17 protein-coding genes are annotated in these 16,082 nt (G+C 63.5%); 7 read left to right on the forward strand and 10 right to left on the reverse strand.

Translation table 11 applies throughout. From position 1 onward, the window contains the following. The first annotated feature begins 1 nt into the window (after position 1). Positions 2-826, forward strand: a complete 825-nt coding sequence (locus BRA49_RS04830) for a hypothetical protein (RefSeq protein ID WP_292383996.1) — start codon at positions 2-4, stop codon at positions 824-826. Positions 827-910: 84 nt separating this feature from the next. Here the strand turns inward: BRA49_RS04830 and BRA49_RS04835 are convergent, their stop codons facing one another. After that, a complete protein-coding gene (locus BRA49_RS04835; RefSeq protein ID WP_292383997.1) occupies positions 911-1,573 on the reverse strand; it encodes an HAD family hydrolase in 663 nt (220 codons plus the stop codon). Next, on the reverse strand, positions 1,549-2,484 hold the full coding sequence (locus BRA49_RS04840) for a phosphotransferase (RefSeq protein ID WP_292383998.1): 936 nt from the start codon (positions 2,482-2,484) through the stop codon (positions 1,549-1,551). Before BRA49_RS04840 ends, BRA49_RS04835 begins: the two co-directional genes overlap by 25 nt. A 150-nt stretch (positions 2,485-2,634) precedes the next feature. On the opposite strand from BRA49_RS04840, the gene BRA49_RS04845 reads away from it, so the two are divergent. The 3 genes from BRA49_RS04845 (at position 2,635) to BRA49_RS04855 (ending at position 4,188) form a co-directional block, all read left to right on the forward strand. Beyond that, entirely contained in the window at positions 2,635-3,603 is a 969-nt protein-coding gene (locus BRA49_RS04845) for a polyprenyl synthetase family protein (protein WP_292384000.1), read from the forward strand. Between the two features lie 8 nt (positions 3,604-3,611). Further along, complete coding sequence (locus BRA49_RS04850) at positions 3,612-3,776, forward strand: tautomerase family protein (RefSeq protein WP_292384002.1); 165 nt, start codon at positions 3,612-3,614, stop codon at positions 3,774-3,776. A 64-nt stretch (positions 3,777-3,840) separates the two neighbouring features. Further along, on the forward strand, positions 3,841-4,188 hold the full coding sequence (locus tag BRA49_RS04855; RefSeq protein WP_292384003.1) for a hypothetical protein: 348 nt from the start codon (positions 3,841-3,843) through the stop codon (positions 4,186-4,188). Here the strand turns inward: BRA49_RS04855 and BRA49_RS04860 are convergent. From BRA49_RS04860 to BRA49_RS04885, 6 genes are all read right to left on the reverse strand, one after another. After that, positions 4,161-4,781, reverse strand: coding sequence for a flavin reductase family protein (locus tag BRA49_RS04860; protein ID WP_292384005.1), 621 nt, complete (start codon positions 4,779-4,781; stop codon positions 4,161-4,163). The two genes, BRA49_RS04855 and BRA49_RS04860, sit on opposite strands and share 28 nt — an antisense overlap. Next, the gene (locus BRA49_RS04865) at positions 4,778-5,551 is read right to left on the reverse strand and encodes an ATP-binding protein (protein WP_292384007.1); all 774 of its coding nucleotides are present in this window, start codon (positions 5,549-5,551) and stop codon (positions 4,778-4,780) included. The genes BRA49_RS04860 and BRA49_RS04865 overlap by 4 nt, the downstream gene beginning before the upstream one ends. Before the next feature lie 106 nt (positions 5,552-5,657). Further along, positions 5,658-6,908: an ABC transporter substrate-binding protein gene (locus BRA49_RS04870; protein ID WP_292384009.1), complete on the reverse strand. Its 1,251-nt coding sequence runs from the start codon at positions 6,906-6,908 to the stop codon at positions 5,658-5,660. Further along, positions 6,899-7,744: a class I SAM-dependent methyltransferase gene (locus tag BRA49_RS04875; RefSeq protein WP_292384011.1), complete on the reverse strand. Its 846-nt coding sequence runs from the start codon at positions 7,742-7,744 to the stop codon at positions 6,899-6,901. The genes BRA49_RS04870 and BRA49_RS04875 overlap by 10 nt, the downstream gene beginning before the upstream one ends. A 14-nt stretch (positions 7,745-7,758) precedes the next feature. Beyond that, a complete protein-coding gene (locus BRA49_RS04880; protein WP_292384013.1) occupies positions 7,759-8,610 on the reverse strand; it encodes an ABC transporter ATP-binding protein in 852 nt (283 codons plus the stop codon). A 5-nt stretch (positions 8,611-8,615) separates the two neighbouring features. Beyond that, entirely contained in the window at positions 8,616-9,695 is a 1,080-nt protein-coding gene (locus BRA49_RS04885; RefSeq protein ID WP_292384014.1) for a FecCD family ABC transporter permease, read from the reverse strand. Positions 9,696-9,845: 150 nt separating this feature from the next. Here BRA49_RS04885 and BRA49_RS04890 point away from each other — a divergent pair, with 150 nt between their 5' ends. Both BRA49_RS04890 and BRA49_RS04895 read left to right on the forward strand, forming a co-directional pair. After that, positions 9,846-11,078: an ABC transporter substrate-binding protein gene (locus BRA49_RS04890; RefSeq protein WP_292384015.1), complete on the forward strand. Its 1,233-nt coding sequence runs from the start codon at positions 9,846-9,848 to the stop codon at positions 11,076-11,078. Positions 11,079-11,128: 50 nt separating this feature from the next. Then, entirely contained in the window at positions 11,129-11,611 is a 483-nt protein-coding gene (locus BRA49_RS04895; protein ID WP_292384016.1) for a DUF2124 domain-containing protein, read from the forward strand. Here the strand turns inward: BRA49_RS04895 and BRA49_RS04900 are convergent. Continuing rightward, a complete protein-coding gene (locus BRA49_RS04900; RefSeq protein WP_292384017.1) occupies positions 11,595-13,034 on the reverse strand; it encodes a sensor histidine kinase in 1,440 nt (479 codons plus the stop codon). The genes BRA49_RS04895 and BRA49_RS04900 overlap by 17 nt on opposite strands. 435 nt (positions 13,035-13,469) lie before the next feature. Here BRA49_RS04900 and BRA49_RS04905 point away from each other — a divergent pair, with 435 nt between their 5' ends. Then, entirely contained in the window at positions 13,470-15,782 is a 2,313-nt protein-coding gene (locus BRA49_RS04905; RefSeq protein WP_292384019.1) for an ATP-binding protein, read from the forward strand. A 12-nt stretch (positions 15,783-15,794) separates the two neighbouring features. Here the strand turns inward: BRA49_RS04905 and BRA49_RS04910 are convergent. Then, the coding region (locus BRA49_RS04910; protein WP_292384022.1) for a transposase at positions 15,795-16,082 on the reverse strand (288 nt) is incomplete at its 5' end.

Below are 16,082 nucleotides of genomic sequence, written 5' to 3' on the forward strand. Positions count from 1 at the left end.
AATGACCCGCAAAGAGACCTATATCAGGGAGGTCGCCAGGCTGCTCGTGAGCTTCCTCGCGAGCGGGAACGCCGAGGATCTCCTCACCTACCTGGTCGCGGGAAGCAACCTGCCGGGGCCCCGGGAAAACCTGGAGCTCGCAGGGGCGTTCAGCGAGACCGTGAGGGAGTTTGCAATTGCCGATGCCGACGATCGCCAGGTCCTGTGGACCCTCTGTGTCGAGCTTGCCTGTATCTCCCCTGAGGACGCACCGACAGGTGACCCGCATGAGTTCCTCTCGTTCTGCGGTGTTCGGGGCATCGGGGCGATTGGGTCTGTATCGCCGGCATGTGCCGGGGCGGCGCTCACGCATCTCGCGGAGACGTCGGTCGATCCACGGTGGCAGGTCAGGGAGGCGGTGGCACTGGCGATCCAGGATCTCCTCTCCAGGCAGCGAGACATGACGGTCCCTGAGCTGGAGGGCTGGGTGGAAGGAGGGTCCTGGCTCGCCATGCGGGCCGCGGTCACAGGCGTTGCCGAACCGGATCTGCTCGTTGAGCCGGAGCTCGCGGAGGCAGCACTCCGGTTCCACCGCAAGACCCTGATCCGTGTCTATATGGCAAAGGAGCGGCAGTCGGAATCGTTCCGCGCGCTTCGAAAGTCGCTCGGCTCCACGCTCAGCCTGGTCATCATCGCCCTTCCCGGGATCGGCTTTGAGTACCTGCGGCAGCTCGCGACCCTCGACGACCAGGATATCAGGTGGATCGTGAGGGAGAACCTCGAAACCAACCGGCTTCGGAGGCAGTACCCCGAGACGGTGCAGCACATCAGGGCGCAGTTACCGTAAGAGCGGCATGCGGATCCCCGGGCAGGGATGCTCTTGAGTTGCCTGCCGGTCTTTCAACTCCTTCCTGCCCGCCGCGTTGCCGCCTTATGTCCCGTAGCGTCTCCATGCCTCCTCCACGTGCAGCGCCTGCATCCCGAGCCTCCGGGGTGCTGTAATATCGTTCTCGGGGTTGTCCCCGATGAAGAGGACATCCGGGGCGGCAAGCCCCATCCGTCCGAGAGTCGCCGTATATATCCGCGGGTCCGGCTTCTGATGCCTGGTGTCGGAGGAGAAAACGACGAGATCGAAACGGTCGTAGAGGTTAAGCACCCGCATCTCCGGCTCCGAGAAGACCCGCTGCCCGTTCGAGACGACCCCCTTCTTCTCCGTGTCAAAGTAGTCGAGCAGCCTCCGGCTCTTCTCGATGACGTCGAGCCGCCGGAGCGACGCGGCCCGGAACGCCCGGGCGGTCTCGACGCCGAGCCGCTCGGTATCGACCTTCCATACGCTGTAATCAGCGCAGATGCCGGCGAAGACCTCCTCGACCCGCACCTCGGGATAGCGTTTTCCGGTCTGCTCGGCCGCCTCCCGCACCCGGCCGGCGTAGCATGCCCGCAGGCGTTCGGGGGCTATCCAGACACCCTGGTAGAGGAGCCACCGGGAGAGGCACCGGTAGGTCGTGATATCGCGCTCATCGGTCAGGACATCGATGAGCGTCCCATAGCAGTCGAAGAGAACCCCCGCTACCCGGGGCTTGCGGCAAGGCACGCCTCCGCCTCCGCTAGAAGCCAGTCACGCTCTCCCGTCCGCCAGGGCAGCCGGGCTATCCTGAGGTAGCCGAGCGCCATGAAGAAGGGGAGGACGGCGGTATGGTGCCGGAACTCCTCCTCATCGCGGCTGTAATGCCAGAGCAGGTGGCCGATGTAGTCTTCGGCAGTCGTAGTGCTCCCACCCGATGCCCTGAGTTCCGCGGCGAGAATCCCGAGGTCGCGGACCGGGTGCGCGTGGTCCCGGGACCCCTCGAAGTCGATCGCACAGACACTGCCGTCGAAGAGGTAATTGCCGGGCGTGGCGTCGCCGTGGACCATGCAGCCGGCGTCGGGGCCGATCCGCGGGCTGCGCCACCACGTCCCGAGCAGGCGGTTGAACCGCTCCCGCAGAGGTTCCGCGAGGCCGGTCTGGTCGAGCACCGCGTGGAAGTAGGCGAAATCGCGCGCCCGGTTGCAGGAGGTCCGCGTACTGTCGTGGAGCCGCCGGAGCAGATGCGCGACGCCGGTCAGGGGTTCATAGAGGGAGACCCCCGCCGCGTGGAGATCCCGTATCGGCAGACCCGGGACGTGCTCGGTGACGAGGACCGAGTGAAACCGGCTGTTTGTTGCGAGCGCGCGAGGGACACAGATCCATCCGGCTGCGCGCCGGAGCCGGTCGAACTCGTGCTTCATCGCCGCGTCCGCGTCGTAGCGTGTCTTCGCACCCGTCGGCGCGCCGAAGAACTTGCCGACCACGCTGAATGCGGTGCCGGCGAACTCGTACCGGCAGACAATATGCGATGCGGGCTCTATCCGGTAGACCCGGACGCCGCCGCACCACTCCTGCATCCGGTCGCCGAGGACGCCTGCGAGCCAGTCCCCGAACGGATCGCCGACCTCAAGGCGTCCTATCGCTCTCTCGATGCTCATTCACCCCCCTCAACTTCACCGGCATGACGTCACCGGAAGGGTCAGGGGTCTTCTCGCCAATGAAGCTACCCGTGACGTGAGATCGACCACACCTTTTTTACCGCCGGGGCATCTTAACGGGGAGCAGATGGGTCCCGGGAGTGATGAGCCATGATACCGTTTCGCGAGTTCCTTGAGGGGATCAGGCCTGCCGTCAACCGGCGGATCGAGGAGGTGGCGAACGGCACGGGCGAGGTCGATCCGGGCGTCCTCCCGCTCCTCATCAAGGGGAAGCGGATGCGCGCCGGGCTCCTCCTCCGCATCCACGCCGATCTCACCTGGGCGACGGCACCCAACCACCAGGCGCTCGACCTCGCCTGTGCCGTCGAACTCGCCCACGCCGCAAGCCTCATCCTCGATGATATGCTGGACGGTGACATCGTCAGACGGGGCGTTCCCTCCCTCCACCTCACCCGGGGGGAGGGTCGTGCGGTCCTCGACGCCGTCGGTATCCTGGCCCTCCCGTACGCGCTCGTCGCCCCCTACGGTGCCGGATACGTGGCGATGCTCGCATCGGTCCAGCAGAAGATGGCCCGGGGCGTGGCCCGGGAGATCTTCGGGTGGCCGCACCTCCCGGCGATCCCGGCGACTGACCTTTACGATGCGATCATCAGCCAGAAGACCGGGTGCCTCTTCTCGCTCGCCGCTGCCTGGGGGGCCATGGCGGCGGGAGCGGAGGGGCCGGTCGTTGCCGAGTTCGCGAAGTACGGTCTCTCTGTCGGGAGGGCGATGCAGATCGCCGACGATATCGCGGACCTGCATGTGCTCGCGGCGGGAGCGCGGGACGGCCGGCCCGGGTCCGAGACGCTCCTCCTCCAGTGCGTCCCGGCCGGGAACGACCCCCGGCAGGCACTCGGCGAGGTACTCGATCGGGAGATCCATGGTGCGGCTGCCGTGATCACGGGTGCGAACCGGCAGCGGGAGACCTTCGGGCAGATGGTCCGGGAGATCATAGAACTCACGATCGCCGGAGGCATGCCGGACGACGGGACCCCGCCCCTGGTTGCCTGCCCGGCACCTTCCCGCAGTGATAAATACTGCTCCGTCTCACACTTTTCTGAGAAACCATGCCGGTTGTGACCATCCGTATGGCTGAGGGGCGAACGCTTGAGCAGAAACGGATACTCGCAGACGAGATCACCGCCGCGATAACGCGGACGCTCGGCGTCGACCCGGAGAAGGTTACGCTCTTCTTTGAGGAACCCAGGACGGAGAACATCGCGCGGGCGGGAACACTCCTCTCGGAGTCGTAGTCCCGTAGCGAGCGAAGATTTTTAGGCCGGATGGAGTATCAGAGCCCCTGGAGCAGACGAAACCATGGCACGTGAACTTGACGAGAAAGACTTTGCTATTCTGCGGAAACTGGCGCCTGAATACGAGGGCATCCTCTGCCCGGAGTCGGGGCACGAGTTCCACTCGATCCTCCCGCCGGTCTCAAATCACATCTCTGCGGACGAGGAAGACTTTGCAGAACGGGTCGGCCGCCTCTCGGACGAGGACTGGGGCTACCTCGCCGACCAGATCCTCTCAGGGCGGGAAGACCTCGGGTGCATGCCCGAAGAGGATGTCGAGACCATCCTCGTCCGCATCCGGGAGGTGGTCTCGAACGAGACCGCCGAACAGGTCCGCAGGCTCTATCATCTCTCCGAGTGCGGGGTATTCTGATCCGGGTGCACCGGAGTCCGGCCGGCTGTCATCTCCACATAATGGACGAACCGTCCCGACCGGATGGGCCGGGTGAACCACATCCCCTCCCGCCCGAGCATGACCGAGAGGGGCTGTGCCCGTTCGAAGTCCATCTCGCCGGAATCGTTGAAGTAGCGGTCGTCGGCTTCGAGGTGGATCACTTCCCCGATGACGAGCGAGAAGTTCTTCCTGGCGATCTCCTCTTTGAGCACGCACTCCATCCAGGCCAGGCACCCCTTGACGCCGGGCGGGCGGACCTTCACCGACGGCCGGGGCGCAAGGCCGGCCTCCTCGAACTCATCTACGTCCGGCGGATAGTTCCGCGCACAGATCATGACCTCATCGACCATCGATGCCGTGGGTATGCTCACGACGAACTCTCCCGTGGCGCGGATGTTGTCGAGGGTGTCCCGCTTGATCCAGGAAGCCAGCACGATCTCGTCCAGGGGCCGGAGGATCGGGGTCAGGTTCGACCAGGGAGCGACGTTTCTCACGCCGCCTTCCGAGACGGTCGAGATGAGCGCAACCGGCAGCGGGAGCACCTGTTCCCGCTGACTGGGCCGGAGGATCACGACCTCACCCCCAGTATGCCGTCCAGCACGTCCGCGAGCGCGGCGATCTCGGGGTGGCGCATATCCAGCGCCCGGCCGTCGAGACCCGCGGCAAGGATTGCAGGGTCCTGCGGGATCTCGCAAACGATTCGCGAGGAGTCGGGCAACCCCTTACGCAGCCGAGCGGCCGAGAAGAGGTCGATCCTGTTTAGGATGTAGTAGAGCGGGACGCCGATCCGTGCCGCCATATCCCTGACCTTTTCCGCGAGCCGGAGCGACTCAAACGACGGGTCCACGATCATCAGGATCGCGTCGGCCCCCTGGTCGACGCCCCGGCCGAAGTGCTCGATCCCGGCCTCCGTATCGGCGATGACGACACCGTCGCCGCCGGTGTCCAGATGTTCGAGGAATTGGCGGGCGAGCATCCCCATCGGGCAGGCGCACCCCTCGTCGGCGTCGTGGATCTTCCCGATGGCGACGAGCCGGACCCCGTCTCTCTGGGCAACGTGGCCGGGGGGGAGATCGTCGATGGTCCACGTCTCCCCCACCAGGTCCAGGGACGATAGGGCGGGCATCGCCGCCATGATCTTCTCCGTCATCGCCCGTTTGCCCCCGAAGTAGCCCATAAGGTCCAAAGGCGCATCCACCCCGAGGAGACGGTGCAGCCCGAGATTCGATTCGTCGGTGTCGACGACCAGCACCGCACGGCTCCTCCGTGCATACTCGCGGGCAAGCAGCGCGGCAATGGTGCTCTTTCCACTGCCTCCCTTGCCGCAGATAGCGATCTTCATACTGTTTTTCACTTCCTTATTCTCTTCTACAACCGTTCAACATCCTAACATCCTGTACCAGGATAGACCTGGGTTATCCGGTCTTTGTTCCATCCACCCGTTATGGTCACCCGCACGTAGGGCACCTCTCCACGCACCAGTCCATCCACTGTGCCGACCGGAGGCCCTCTGCCGTCACCCGATCCACGTTGTAGACGTTCTCGTAGAATTCAAGGAGCCACTCCTCAAGAACGACGTCGGCGAACCGCTCCGGGTAGGCTGCCTTCGCGATCACCATCACATCGATCGGGTACTCGAGGCGTTTGGCACAGTTGCAGGGCTCCCACGGGAACGATGAGACCCGGCGGTTCTTGATGGCCGAGAGTTCGTCGACGTTCTGGTAGTAGGGCGCCGAGTAGAGTTCCACGGGCGGGTGGTAGCCGTTCGCCGTGCCGAGTACGATGATGTCGGGGTCGAGGGCGAGGAGTTGTTCGGCCGAGATGGTGGGGCTCCCTGTATTCCGGTAGGCGTTCTTCGCGTGGACGATCTCCTCGATGAAGTAGGACTCAACCGTGTTGGTCCCCTTCACGTTGCCGGCCCCCCCAGCCTTCCGGGAGGTCGGCGATGCCCCGAATATGAGGACGGTCGGTCTCCCGGCATCCGGGATATCCTTCGTCCTCTCGACGACCATCCGGGTCGTGGACTCCAGGTAGTCTGCGAGTCCGCCGGCCTTCTCTTCCTTCCCGAAGACGGAGCCGATGATCCGGATCTCGTCGGAGATCGTCGAGAGGTCCGGCTCGTCGAAGCACGGGTGGGCTTTGAGGACGACGACCGGGATCCCGAGGGCCTCGATCGTCCGGATGGCCTTCTGCACACCTTCGTCGTCCATCGACCGGAGCGTGCAGGAGCCGACCCGGAGGATCACCACGTCCGGGTCGAGCCCGGCAAGCGTCTCGTAGTTGATGGCCGCGCCCGACTCTCCTACCCTCGTGAGGTCGCGGATCCCGGGACTCAGGTAGGTTACCGGGTTCATGCCGTCCCGGTACTCGTAAGATTCCCCGCCCACGGTCGGGTAGGTATAGTTGAAGACCCTCTGGAGACAGGACGACCCGACCCCGACGATCTTCTCCTCTTCGCCGAGGACGAGCATCGTGCTCTCGACGAGACCGTCGGAGACGGTGACGACCCGCTCGACCTTCGCGGGCACCTGGACTTCGACGCACCGGGAGTCGACGACCGTCCGGTACCCGGCGTCATCTGGTCCCGGCCCCGTTCCTCCCCCGGACTGCTCCGCTCCGGTGCATCCCGCGGAGAGGACCAGCAGGACCGCCAGGAGGAGGGCGGCACCGATCCTGCGGCACCCTTCTCTCACCGGCACCCGTCGACCTCCCACCAGAGTTTCATCCGGGTCATCATTCCCGAGTGCATGAGGCCGTCCCCGTTCGTCGAGAGGATCGCGGAGAGGTACTCCCGGAGAATTTTCTCCTGTGCCGGGGAAGTTGCCCGGTACTGCTCCCGGAACTCGTCGACGGCGGCATCGAGATCCGGGAACCTGCGGACGTGCTCCCTTCGTATCGTCTCCACGTGCGGGTAGATCTCCATCGAGTAGAGGACGTTGAAGAGGACGTCGGCTTTTGGGCCGAACCGGAACTCCTTTCCATGCAGTTTCGGCCAGAGGTCGACCATCGCCTGCTCCCAGGCGGTCGCCCCGGCAAACCAGAAGAGGTACACCCATCGTGAGGAGGCTTCGCACATCTTCTCGATCGCGGCCCGGATATCCGGCATTCCGAGGGAATAGGACGCGATGACGAGGTCATAGGGGCCGTCGAGATCGGTCGCCGGGTCGATCTCCTCCCAGCGTTTTCGCACGATATCAAGGTTCGATACGCCCTCTTCTCCGGCATACTCCGTCATCACGTCGGCCATCCCCGCCGCCGGTTCGACGGCGGTCACGCGGGCGACACGGCGCGAGAGGGGAACGGCCAGCGTTCCGGGCCCGGCGCCGACGTCCAGCACCGTCGACCCGGCCTCAAGCGGGAGGCTGTCAAGCACGTAGCCGATCCTTTCGGGGCTTTGTCGCGACTGTGCGAGGAACGTACGGGCCTTCTCCCGTGACGCCCAGAGCGAGGCGCACTCCCCGGTTCCCCGGCATTCTGTATTCTTCTCGTAGAGGACTTTCCAGACGCTGTTCCAGTCGATATTTGTGTACGTCATTGTCATGCTCCGTTTCATGTTCCGGCGTCCGCCTCACCGAACACCCCGGTAAAGGATCTGCCGCGGAGGGGAAGTTCGCTCCCCTGTTTCTCGTGCCGCTCCGCCACGCAGCGCGGCATCACCATCCGGACGCCGTCGAGCATCCGGACGGTGCACGCGTCCTGGTAGATCATCGCGAGCACGTCCTCCGAGATCACGTCCTCCGGCCTTCCCTCGGCCACGACGGACCCCGAGCCCACAACCACGACCCGGTCGCAGAACCACGCGACATGATTTGGGTCGTGGCTGCAGGCGAGGATTGTCTTTCCCTCCCCGGCGATATCGCGCATGATCTGCCAGATCCGCATCTGGTTCTGAAAGTCGAGCGCGCTCGTGGGTTCGTCGAGGAAGAGGACCGGTGTATCCTGCGCGATCGCACGGGCCATGAGCACCATCTGCCGCTGGCCTCCGGAGAGGTGGTTGTAGGGCCGATCCGCGAGATCCCCGATCTCGAGGGTAGCGAGCGCGTCCATCGCGATCTCCTTGTCGCGCCTCTTCACCCCGAAGAACCCGCCGAGATGCGGCGTCCTGCCCATGAGGACGACCTCCCGCACGAGGTAGGGGAACGGCGGCCTGTGCTCCTGCGGCACGTAGGCGACGAGCCGTGCGAGGTGCTCGACGGTGCACTGCTCGACGTCTTCGCCGTTCATCAGCACGCTACCCCGTTCTGCGTTGAGGAACCGCAGGCAGCACTTGAATAACGTTGTTTTTCCCGACCCGTTGGGGCCGAAAAGACCGCAGAGTTCTCCTTTCCCGACGGAGAAGGAGACTCCCGAGAGCACGGGGGTGCCCCCGTACCCGAAACGAATGTCCTGGACGTGAAGCATGGCAGTCACCCGAAGATCACCCTGCCCTTGTTGCGGAGCAGGTAGCAGAGATACGGCGCCCCGAGGATGGAGGTCAGGATTCCGACCGGGATCTCGGCGCTCGTCAGTGTCCGTGCGAGGGTGTCGCAGACGATCAGGTAACACCCCCCCATCATCAGGGATGCCGGGATGACGAAGCGGTTGTCCGGTCCGAGGAGCATCCGCGCCGCGTGGGGCATCATGAGCCCGACCCATGCGATGATCCCGACGAGCGAGACGGCGAATGCCGTGACGGCGGTCGCGAGCGCGATGACGACGAACTTGTACTTCTCGGGGTTGACCCCGAGCCCCCGGGCCTCGTCGTCGCCCATCGAAAGGATGTTGAGTTTCCACGAGAGCGCCCAGAGGACGATGAAGCAGATGAAGACCACGGGGGCGAGGAGGATGACATCGTCCCAGGTCGCGTAGTAGAACCCGCCCATCAACCAGAAGACGATCTCGCGGAGCGCCGTGTCATCTGCCAGGTACTTGAGGAGCGAGACGAACGCGGAGAAGATCGAGCCGATGATGACGCCGGCGAGGATGAGGGTGACGATGGGCGTCTCGCCCCTGCTTCGGGCGAGAAGATAGGCGAGGGTTACGGCGAGTGCGCCGAAGGCGAACGCGGGCATCTGAATCGAGATAAAGATCGCCGGGAAGACGATCCCGAGTGCTGCGCCGAATGCGGCCCCGGACGAGACGCCGAGGATGTAGGGTTCGACGAGGGGGTTTCGGAAGACCCCCTGGAAGACGGCGCCTGCGATGGCGAGCGCCCCGCCGACCGAGACGGCGAGGATGATCCGGGGCACGCGGATGTCCCAGATAATGGTGTTGTGCAGTTTTGGGAGCCCCTCAACGTCGCCGAGCGTGAGATGGACGAGAATGGTCTTGTATACGTCCGCGACGGTGATGTCGTAGGCGCCGAGGACGACCGCGACCGAGGCTGTTGCGAGGAGAACGGCGGCAAGCCCGAGAAGTACGGCGATCTTTCTCCCCTCGTCGAACCCCCCGGCTGTGTCGTAACCGAACTTCTTAAGGAGGCTGTTGAAGTCTCTGGGCTCTGTCATGTGATCTCCTCCCGTGCGGGCGGTGCAGTATCTCATCTCTCTGTATTACTAATTATATAAATGGTAACAATTGATGCCATGCACGTCTGTTATTCACGCCATTGGTGTAAAATGAATACATCTTTGTGCTACTTGCTCCAACCGTTTAGCATGACTCGTAACCAAATTCCTGCAGGGCCTTTCCTGCTCACCGTCTGCCTTGCTGCTCTTGCCTTCCTCTGCGGGTGCACGGGGACGTCTGTGGATACTGCACCGGCGGAGCCGGACGGGAGCCGGATCGTGACGGATATGCGCGGCAGGGCGGTGGAACTGCCGGCAACCATCGAGCGCGTCGTCGTCATCGACGACGGATTCGTCGAGGGGCTTCTCTACCGATTCGACATGCAGGACAGGATCGCCGGCCTCGGCGGCGATTGCTGCCAGAAGACCTACAACTACTCCTTCGAGAGGACGGATGGGACGATCGACGACTACTCCGGCGGCATGAACCCGGTCGGCTACCTGGTCCCGGAACTTGCCGGTCTCCCACAGGTCGTCGCGAGCGGCACCGGGATCAATTATGAGACGCTTGCTTCGCTCGACCCCGACATCGTCATCCTCCGCGAAGGTGCCTCGTCGTTCAGGGCAGGGTCGGACGAGAGCCTTGAGAAGACGGTTGCAACGATTGGGTCCCTCGGTATCCCTCTTGTCATCCTCGTCGGCCCCCCCTTCCAGGAGAGCCCGAACGTTGACTGTATCGGCGAGGAGATCCGGCTCGTCGGTGAGGTCTTCTCGCGTGAGGCGGATGCCGATGCGCTTGCGACCTACCTGGATGATCAGATGGAGGAGATCCGGAAGCGGACGGCGAACGTTTCAGAGCATGAAAAACCCCGCGTGATGCAGCTCGGCCTCTCGCCGCGCGCCCGGCAGGGCGGCGGTGCCGGGATGGCCTGGGGCAGGGATACGATCGAATCGTACTTCATCGAGGATATCGCGAACGCAAAGAACGCCTACGAAGGGACCGGGGCGTTTGTCGTCGTATCGATCGAACAGATCCTCGCGCTCGACCCCGACGTGATCGTCCTCCCGACCGCCCAGGGCTACCATCCGGCAAGCGAACTCTATACCGCTCCCTACTACCAAAATCTGCAGGAACTCTCCGCCGTGAAGAACCAACGGGTCTACGCCCTCCCCTGGACACCCTACAACTGGGCGAAGCGGCTCGAGTACCCGATCGAGGCGATAGTGATCGCGAAGGCCGCCTACCCGGATCGGTTCGCGGATATCCGGGTGCACGAATGGGTGCTGGACTTCTACCGGAATGTCTACGGGGTCGATGAAGCGACGGCGAAGGAACTCCGGTCGGCCCAGTGGCTGGACTGGACGGTTGAAGCGGGATTCTGATTCCGCCCCATCCAGAACCGGTATATACCCCCGGCGACAACCAGACCTTCATGGAATTAAAAGAGCGACTCTCCGGCGTCCCCGGCATGCTCCGGCCGTTCAAAGCGTATCTCAAGGAGGCAGGGCTCAACGAGGGCGACCAGGTCGTCTACTACGGCTGCCCCGGCACCTGCACCCCGTTCATCGAACTTCTGGGGTTCGCCGTCCGGGATCTCCCGATCGAGCAGGTCTACGTGCCGTACGTGGATGAGACAGCAGCAAAGGTCCTCCGGCCTGTCGGAAACGTCGGGATGCAGGTCTCGGAAGCCGCCGGGCGCTTCGACCCGAAGGTGATCGTCCTGATGGGCGGGCTTGCGATGCCGGGTGTCCCGGTCACGAAAGAATCGGTGCGTGCGGTCGTCGGCACCCACCCGGAAGCGAAGGTCGTGGGCGTCTGCTTCATGCAGATGTTTGCAAAGGCGGGCTGGCTCGATACCTTCGACTTCTCCCTGATCGTCGACGCCGCCATCGACCCGGTCAGGATCTGGCGGTGATCGCCCGGCCGGCCGCTGCCGATGCAGCGGCCAGGGACGGCTCCCACGGTCGGCCACACCGGAGGAGGGTGAACCGGAACGCCGCGCCGCATTCCGGGTGACCCGGCACCCGGTTGTCGACCCGGATCCGGCCGCCGTAGCGCGTAACAAGCATCTTCGTGATGTAGAGGCCGAGCCCTTTCCCGCTTCTGGCGCTCGTGCCGCGCACGAACCGGGAGAAGAGGAGGGGTTTGACCTCGTCGGGCACCCCCGGCCCGGTATCCTCGACCGAGACCTCGACCGCCCCATCGCTCTCTTCGACCCGGACAACGACCTCGACCCCGGACCCCCCGAATTTGATGCTGTTGCCGATCAAGTTTGCAAAGACCTCCGGGAGGAGGTCGTCGGCCATGACCCAGGCGGGCTTTCCCTCGTAGACGATCTCGGTATCGGGATGGTGGGCAATCTCCCTCCTGATGACAGCGTCGAGATCGACGGGTCTCGTTGCCGTCTCGTGAGAGTGCAGCCGCCGGATCGTTGTGACGTTCTGGATGATCTCGATGCTCCGGCTGATGCCGCCCCTGAGTTTCCGGATCATCTGTTGCTCTCTCCCCTCCAGCCCCTCGACGAGCAGGTCGGTATAGCCGAGAGCGACGGCGTTCGCGTTGTTGATGTCGTGGGTCATGATGTCAAGGTAGAGGTTTGCCTCGTCGTGGGCCGACCGCAGCGCCTCCTCCACCTTGATTCTATCGGTGATATCGGCCCCCGAGCCGATGATCCCGGTCGACCTGCCGTCGTCTCCGGCAAGCACCGTGTCCTGCCACGCAAGGACAAGTTCCTCCCCGCTCCGCGTGACGACCGGGTTCTCCCGCTGGCCGGAAAAAGATGTTCCGCCGGCGATCGCGGTATCGAAGACCTGTTGCCGAGCCTCCCGGGATGCTTCAGGGACGACGGTTGTAAACCAGTCCTTTCCGAGCAGTTCCGCCTCCCGGTAGCCGAGCAACTCGCAACCGTGACGGTTGATGAGCCGGATGGTATGGTCGGCGTTGATGACGACGAAGAGGATGCCCGCCACGTCCAGGTAGCGTTGCATGAGGTCTCTCTGTTTCTTCACCTCCCGCTCCCGCCCTTTGAGCTGCTCTGAGAGGGAGGCGACAACGAAGGCGATGACGACGAACATCAGGGCGCGTCCGTAATCGTTCAGGGTCAGGAGGTCCGGCCTGTAGAGGAGGCTGCTGACGACGACGAGTCCACCAAGGAAGACGGCGACCAGTATGCTCCGCTTCTCCCACCAGAGCGCGGTCAGGATGATTGGGATGTAGAAGAAGTGCGAAAAGACCGTTCCGAGCATCAGGACTGCGTGGAAGTAGTAGGTCAGGAAGACTGATACGGCAAGGAGAGCCATCAGGATAGTCACTCGCTGTTCTTCGGTAAGGGTAGTCACGGGGCACCTTCCTCGACTACCAATATATATAATTTTAATAATATAAAAATGTCAGTATGCGTACGGTAGGGAGATTCAAAAGGATTTTCCATCGATTCGCGTGGAGATACGTGATTTTGCGGGAGATAAGACACCCGGGATCGCGGGCACGGAATCGGTCTTCTCTCGCGCAGGGCTGGAGGAGGGACTCCCTGCCGTCTCCTCCGGTACGCGAGTATTCCGCCGAGATGTGGCTGATTTTGTAAATAGCCTATATTTAATAGGCTACAGAGCAAAACTATTTCAACCGCCTGCTTCACAGAAGCGGCTGCCCCGAGACCCGCATCGTGTGAAGCGGTACCGTAGAGCGCACCATGACAGCATCGACCCCGATCTGCTCTCAACTGGGGGCCCGGGGCACTCCGGCGCCACGAGAACGCATCCTCTGGTGAACCCGTGTCAACAGACCTTACCAAAGCACTGAAAGCGATGGGCTACGTGGATACCGAGATCCCGGCTCTGGTTGAGTCGTTCCCTCCCGCCGTCGTCCAATACCTGCGAGACTTCCGGACGCTGGAGGTTCGCGACATCGTAGAGACGCTCCTTTACATTCACATCGCCCTGAACAGTTCGTCGTCCCGGGGAGAGGGGGAGGGCGTGGTCGAGCAGAGTTGTTACGCCTATACGTCGGGGCCGCTCTTTGCGCTCGCGCATGTCGGCCTCATCGAGTCCGTCTCCTGGCACGGCACGACGGTGATCAAGGCGACCCCTGCGGGGGAAGCGATCGCCCGGCCGTTGATGGAGGCCCGGATTCGAGCGCTGAATATCCGGGATCTTGCCTGCGAGATCCACGGGGTCGTTCCGGCTCTCCTCGCGGGGACCGTGAAGGGGTCGTATCTCAACAAGACCTTCCCATCCACGCTCCCCCGCACCGAAGAAACGTTCGTCGGTTTTCTCCTCAACAATTGTCCCGGCCTCTACGAGGAGTGCGAGCGGTTCGCCGCCCGGCTCAAGGCCGCCGGGTGCGCCGTCCTCGCCTACGCCTACGACCTCGACGAGCCCAGGGCTGAAGGCGTTGTCTACACCTTCCCGCCGGAGTTCGCGTACATCCTCAAGGGAGTGCTCGAGACGATCGACCCCGAGGTCCGGGAATACTACGACATGCTCCTTGAGTCGTTCCACTCGACGTTCACCGTTCTACGCTACCTCTCCTGCGGCGAAGACTACGACCGTATCCGGGCGGCGCCGGCCCACCGCCGCGAGCTGGCACGGGTGCTCTCCGGGCTCGCCGATGCAATCTACGTCCTTGAAGTGGTGCGCGAGGACGACGGGGTCGATCTCTCCCGGTTCATCATCAAGGACCGGACCCTCTATGATGCACGCCTCCGCGACCTCGGGCGGGCGCTGATGGCCGACGTTGCCGCGAAGATCGTCACCGAGCGCCCGGCCCCGGCGGCGGAGCCGCTTCTTCCCGAAGAAGAGGTTCACCCCGTCTCTGAAGAGGTCCCGGCTGCGACGCCCGTGCCTCCGGTCGAGGAGGGGGCGGAGGACGAGTGGGACGATGCAATCTTCACCGACGACGAGGAAGAAGAGGCGGTGGAGGAGGTGGTGCTTCCACCCGTGCCGCCGCCCGCACCCCGCCGCCGGGTTGCCGCACCTGCCCCGACGCCGGCCCCGGCGCCGGAATCCTTGCGCTCCGGCGGCCTCGACGTCTTCCTCGGCCACGCACAGGACGGGCGGCGGGTCAACTGGTCGCCGGGACTGCTCAACAACGGCCACATGATCATCCTCGGCGGCTCGGGGGCCGGCAAGACCGAGACGATCCGGTGCGTCGCCTCCGAACTTGCCACAAAGGCGATGCCGGTCGTCTTGATCGACTTTCACGGGGACATGGCCGCGAGCAGCGGAGATATTCGGTCCTACAAGATCCGCGAGGGCGGGCAGTACTACTTCAACCCGCTTGAACTCGACCCTGATATCGACGAGATCACACCGCTCCGGGCCACCTCCGACTTCGTCGACGCCATATCGATCAACTTCCCGACGCTCGGCATCCAGCAGAGGAGGAAGATCAAGAACATTATCAAGGACTGCTACCGGGCCTCCGGGATTACGGGGAAGACCGAGACCTGGACGCGGGTGCTGGACTTCGACGACATCGAGGATGAGATCATGAACTGCGAAGACGAGGCGATCCCGGCCTATCTCGAGGACATCTTCGACTACAAACTCTTCTCGGGCGAGGAGAAGATCTCGATCCCCACGATCCTATCCGGCGGGATCACGCATATCAACTTAAACGCCCTCCCGGAGAACCTGCGCTATCTCTTTGCAGACCTCTTCCTCCGCCGGATCTACTATACCCTCCAGGCGACCGGCGAGATCCCGCGCGGGACCGAGGACGAGCGGGAGAAGTTCCGGCTCTTTGTGATCGTCGACGAGGCGAAACTCCTGGTGAGCCAGAAGAGCGGCTCGAAGACGTCGATCAAGGCGGTGCTGAACAAGTATGCCACGGAGATGCGGAAGTTCGGGGTCTCGCTGATCCTCGCGTCCCAGCTCATCGCCCACTTCAACGAGGAGATCCTCGCAAACATCGCCGTGAAGTTCTGCATGCGGGCCGAGAACAAGAAGCAGGCCCAGGAGAACGCCAAGTTCTTCGAGGTGAGCGAGAAAGACCTTCTCAACTTCCAGCCGGGGGAGGGCATCCTGATCATCGGCTCGGAGAAGATGAACGTCCGGATCGTCCCCGCGTCGGGGCGGGACCTTTGACACTCTCCACGGCTAGAGCCGGGAGATTCTTGTTTCGTCGACCGGGACTTGCACCGCTGGAATTGGCGGTGTAGCGGTCCCGATCTCCACAAGCGTCGATTCGGGTGTGCCCCACCCTACGGATGCTCGTTTCAGGATATTTTGTGCGGCGTTCAGGTCCCGGGGGACTGTGTAGCCGCAGACCGGGCAGGCATGGGTCCGCTGCCAGAGGTCTTTCTTCTCCCGGTGCCCGCAGAGGAAACAGTCCTGGGTCGTGTAGGCCGGATCAATAATGTGGACATACTTACCAGCATTCGCAGC

Source organism: Methanoculleus sp. UBA430 (assembly GCF_002506585.1).
GTDB lineage: Archaea > Halobacteriota > Methanomicrobia > Methanomicrobiales > Methanoculleaceae > Methanoculleus.

Bases quoted from the DNA above. Each gene is read 5' to 3' on its own strand.
- BRA49_RS04830 (WP_292383996.1), top strand. From the start codon at position 2: ATGACCCGCAAAGAGACCTATATCAGGGAGGTCGCCAGGCTGCTCGTG.
- BRA49_RS04840 (WP_292383998.1), bottom strand. From the start codon at position 2,484: ATGAGCATCGAGAGAGCGATAGGACGCCTTGAGGTCGGCGATCCGTTC.
- BRA49_RS04845 (WP_292384000.1), top strand. From the start codon at position 2,635: ATGATACCGTTTCGCGAGTTCCTTGAGGGGATCAGGCCTGCCGTCAAC.
- BRA49_RS04850 (WP_292384002.1), top strand. From the start codon at position 3,612: ATGGCTGAGGGGCGAACGCTTGAGCAGAAACGGATACTCGCAGACGAG.
- BRA49_RS04855 (WP_292384003.1), top strand. From the start codon at position 3,841: ATGGCACGTGAACTTGACGAGAAAGACTTTGCTATTCTGCGGAAACTG.
- BRA49_RS04865 (WP_292384007.1), bottom strand. From the start codon at position 5,551: ATGAAGATCGCTATCTGCGGCAAGGGAGGCAGTGGAAAGAGCACCATT.
- BRA49_RS04875 (WP_292384011.1), bottom strand. From the start codon at position 7,744: ATGACGTACACAAATATCGACTGGAACAGCGTCTGGAAAGTCCTCTAC.
- BRA49_RS04880 (WP_292384013.1), bottom strand. From the start codon at position 8,610: ATGCTTCACGTCCAGGACATTCGTTTCGGGTACGGGGGCACCCCCGTG.
- BRA49_RS04885 (WP_292384014.1), bottom strand. From the start codon at position 9,695: ATGACAGAGCCCAGAGACTTCAACAGCCTCCTTAAGAAGTTCGGTTAC.
- BRA49_RS04890 (WP_292384015.1), top strand. From the start codon at position 9,846: ATGACTCGTAACCAAATTCCTGCAGGGCCTTTCCTGCTCACCGTCTGC.
- BRA49_RS04895 (WP_292384016.1), top strand. From the start codon at position 11,129: ATGGAATTAAAAGAGCGACTCTCCGGCGTCCCCGGCATGCTCCGGCCG.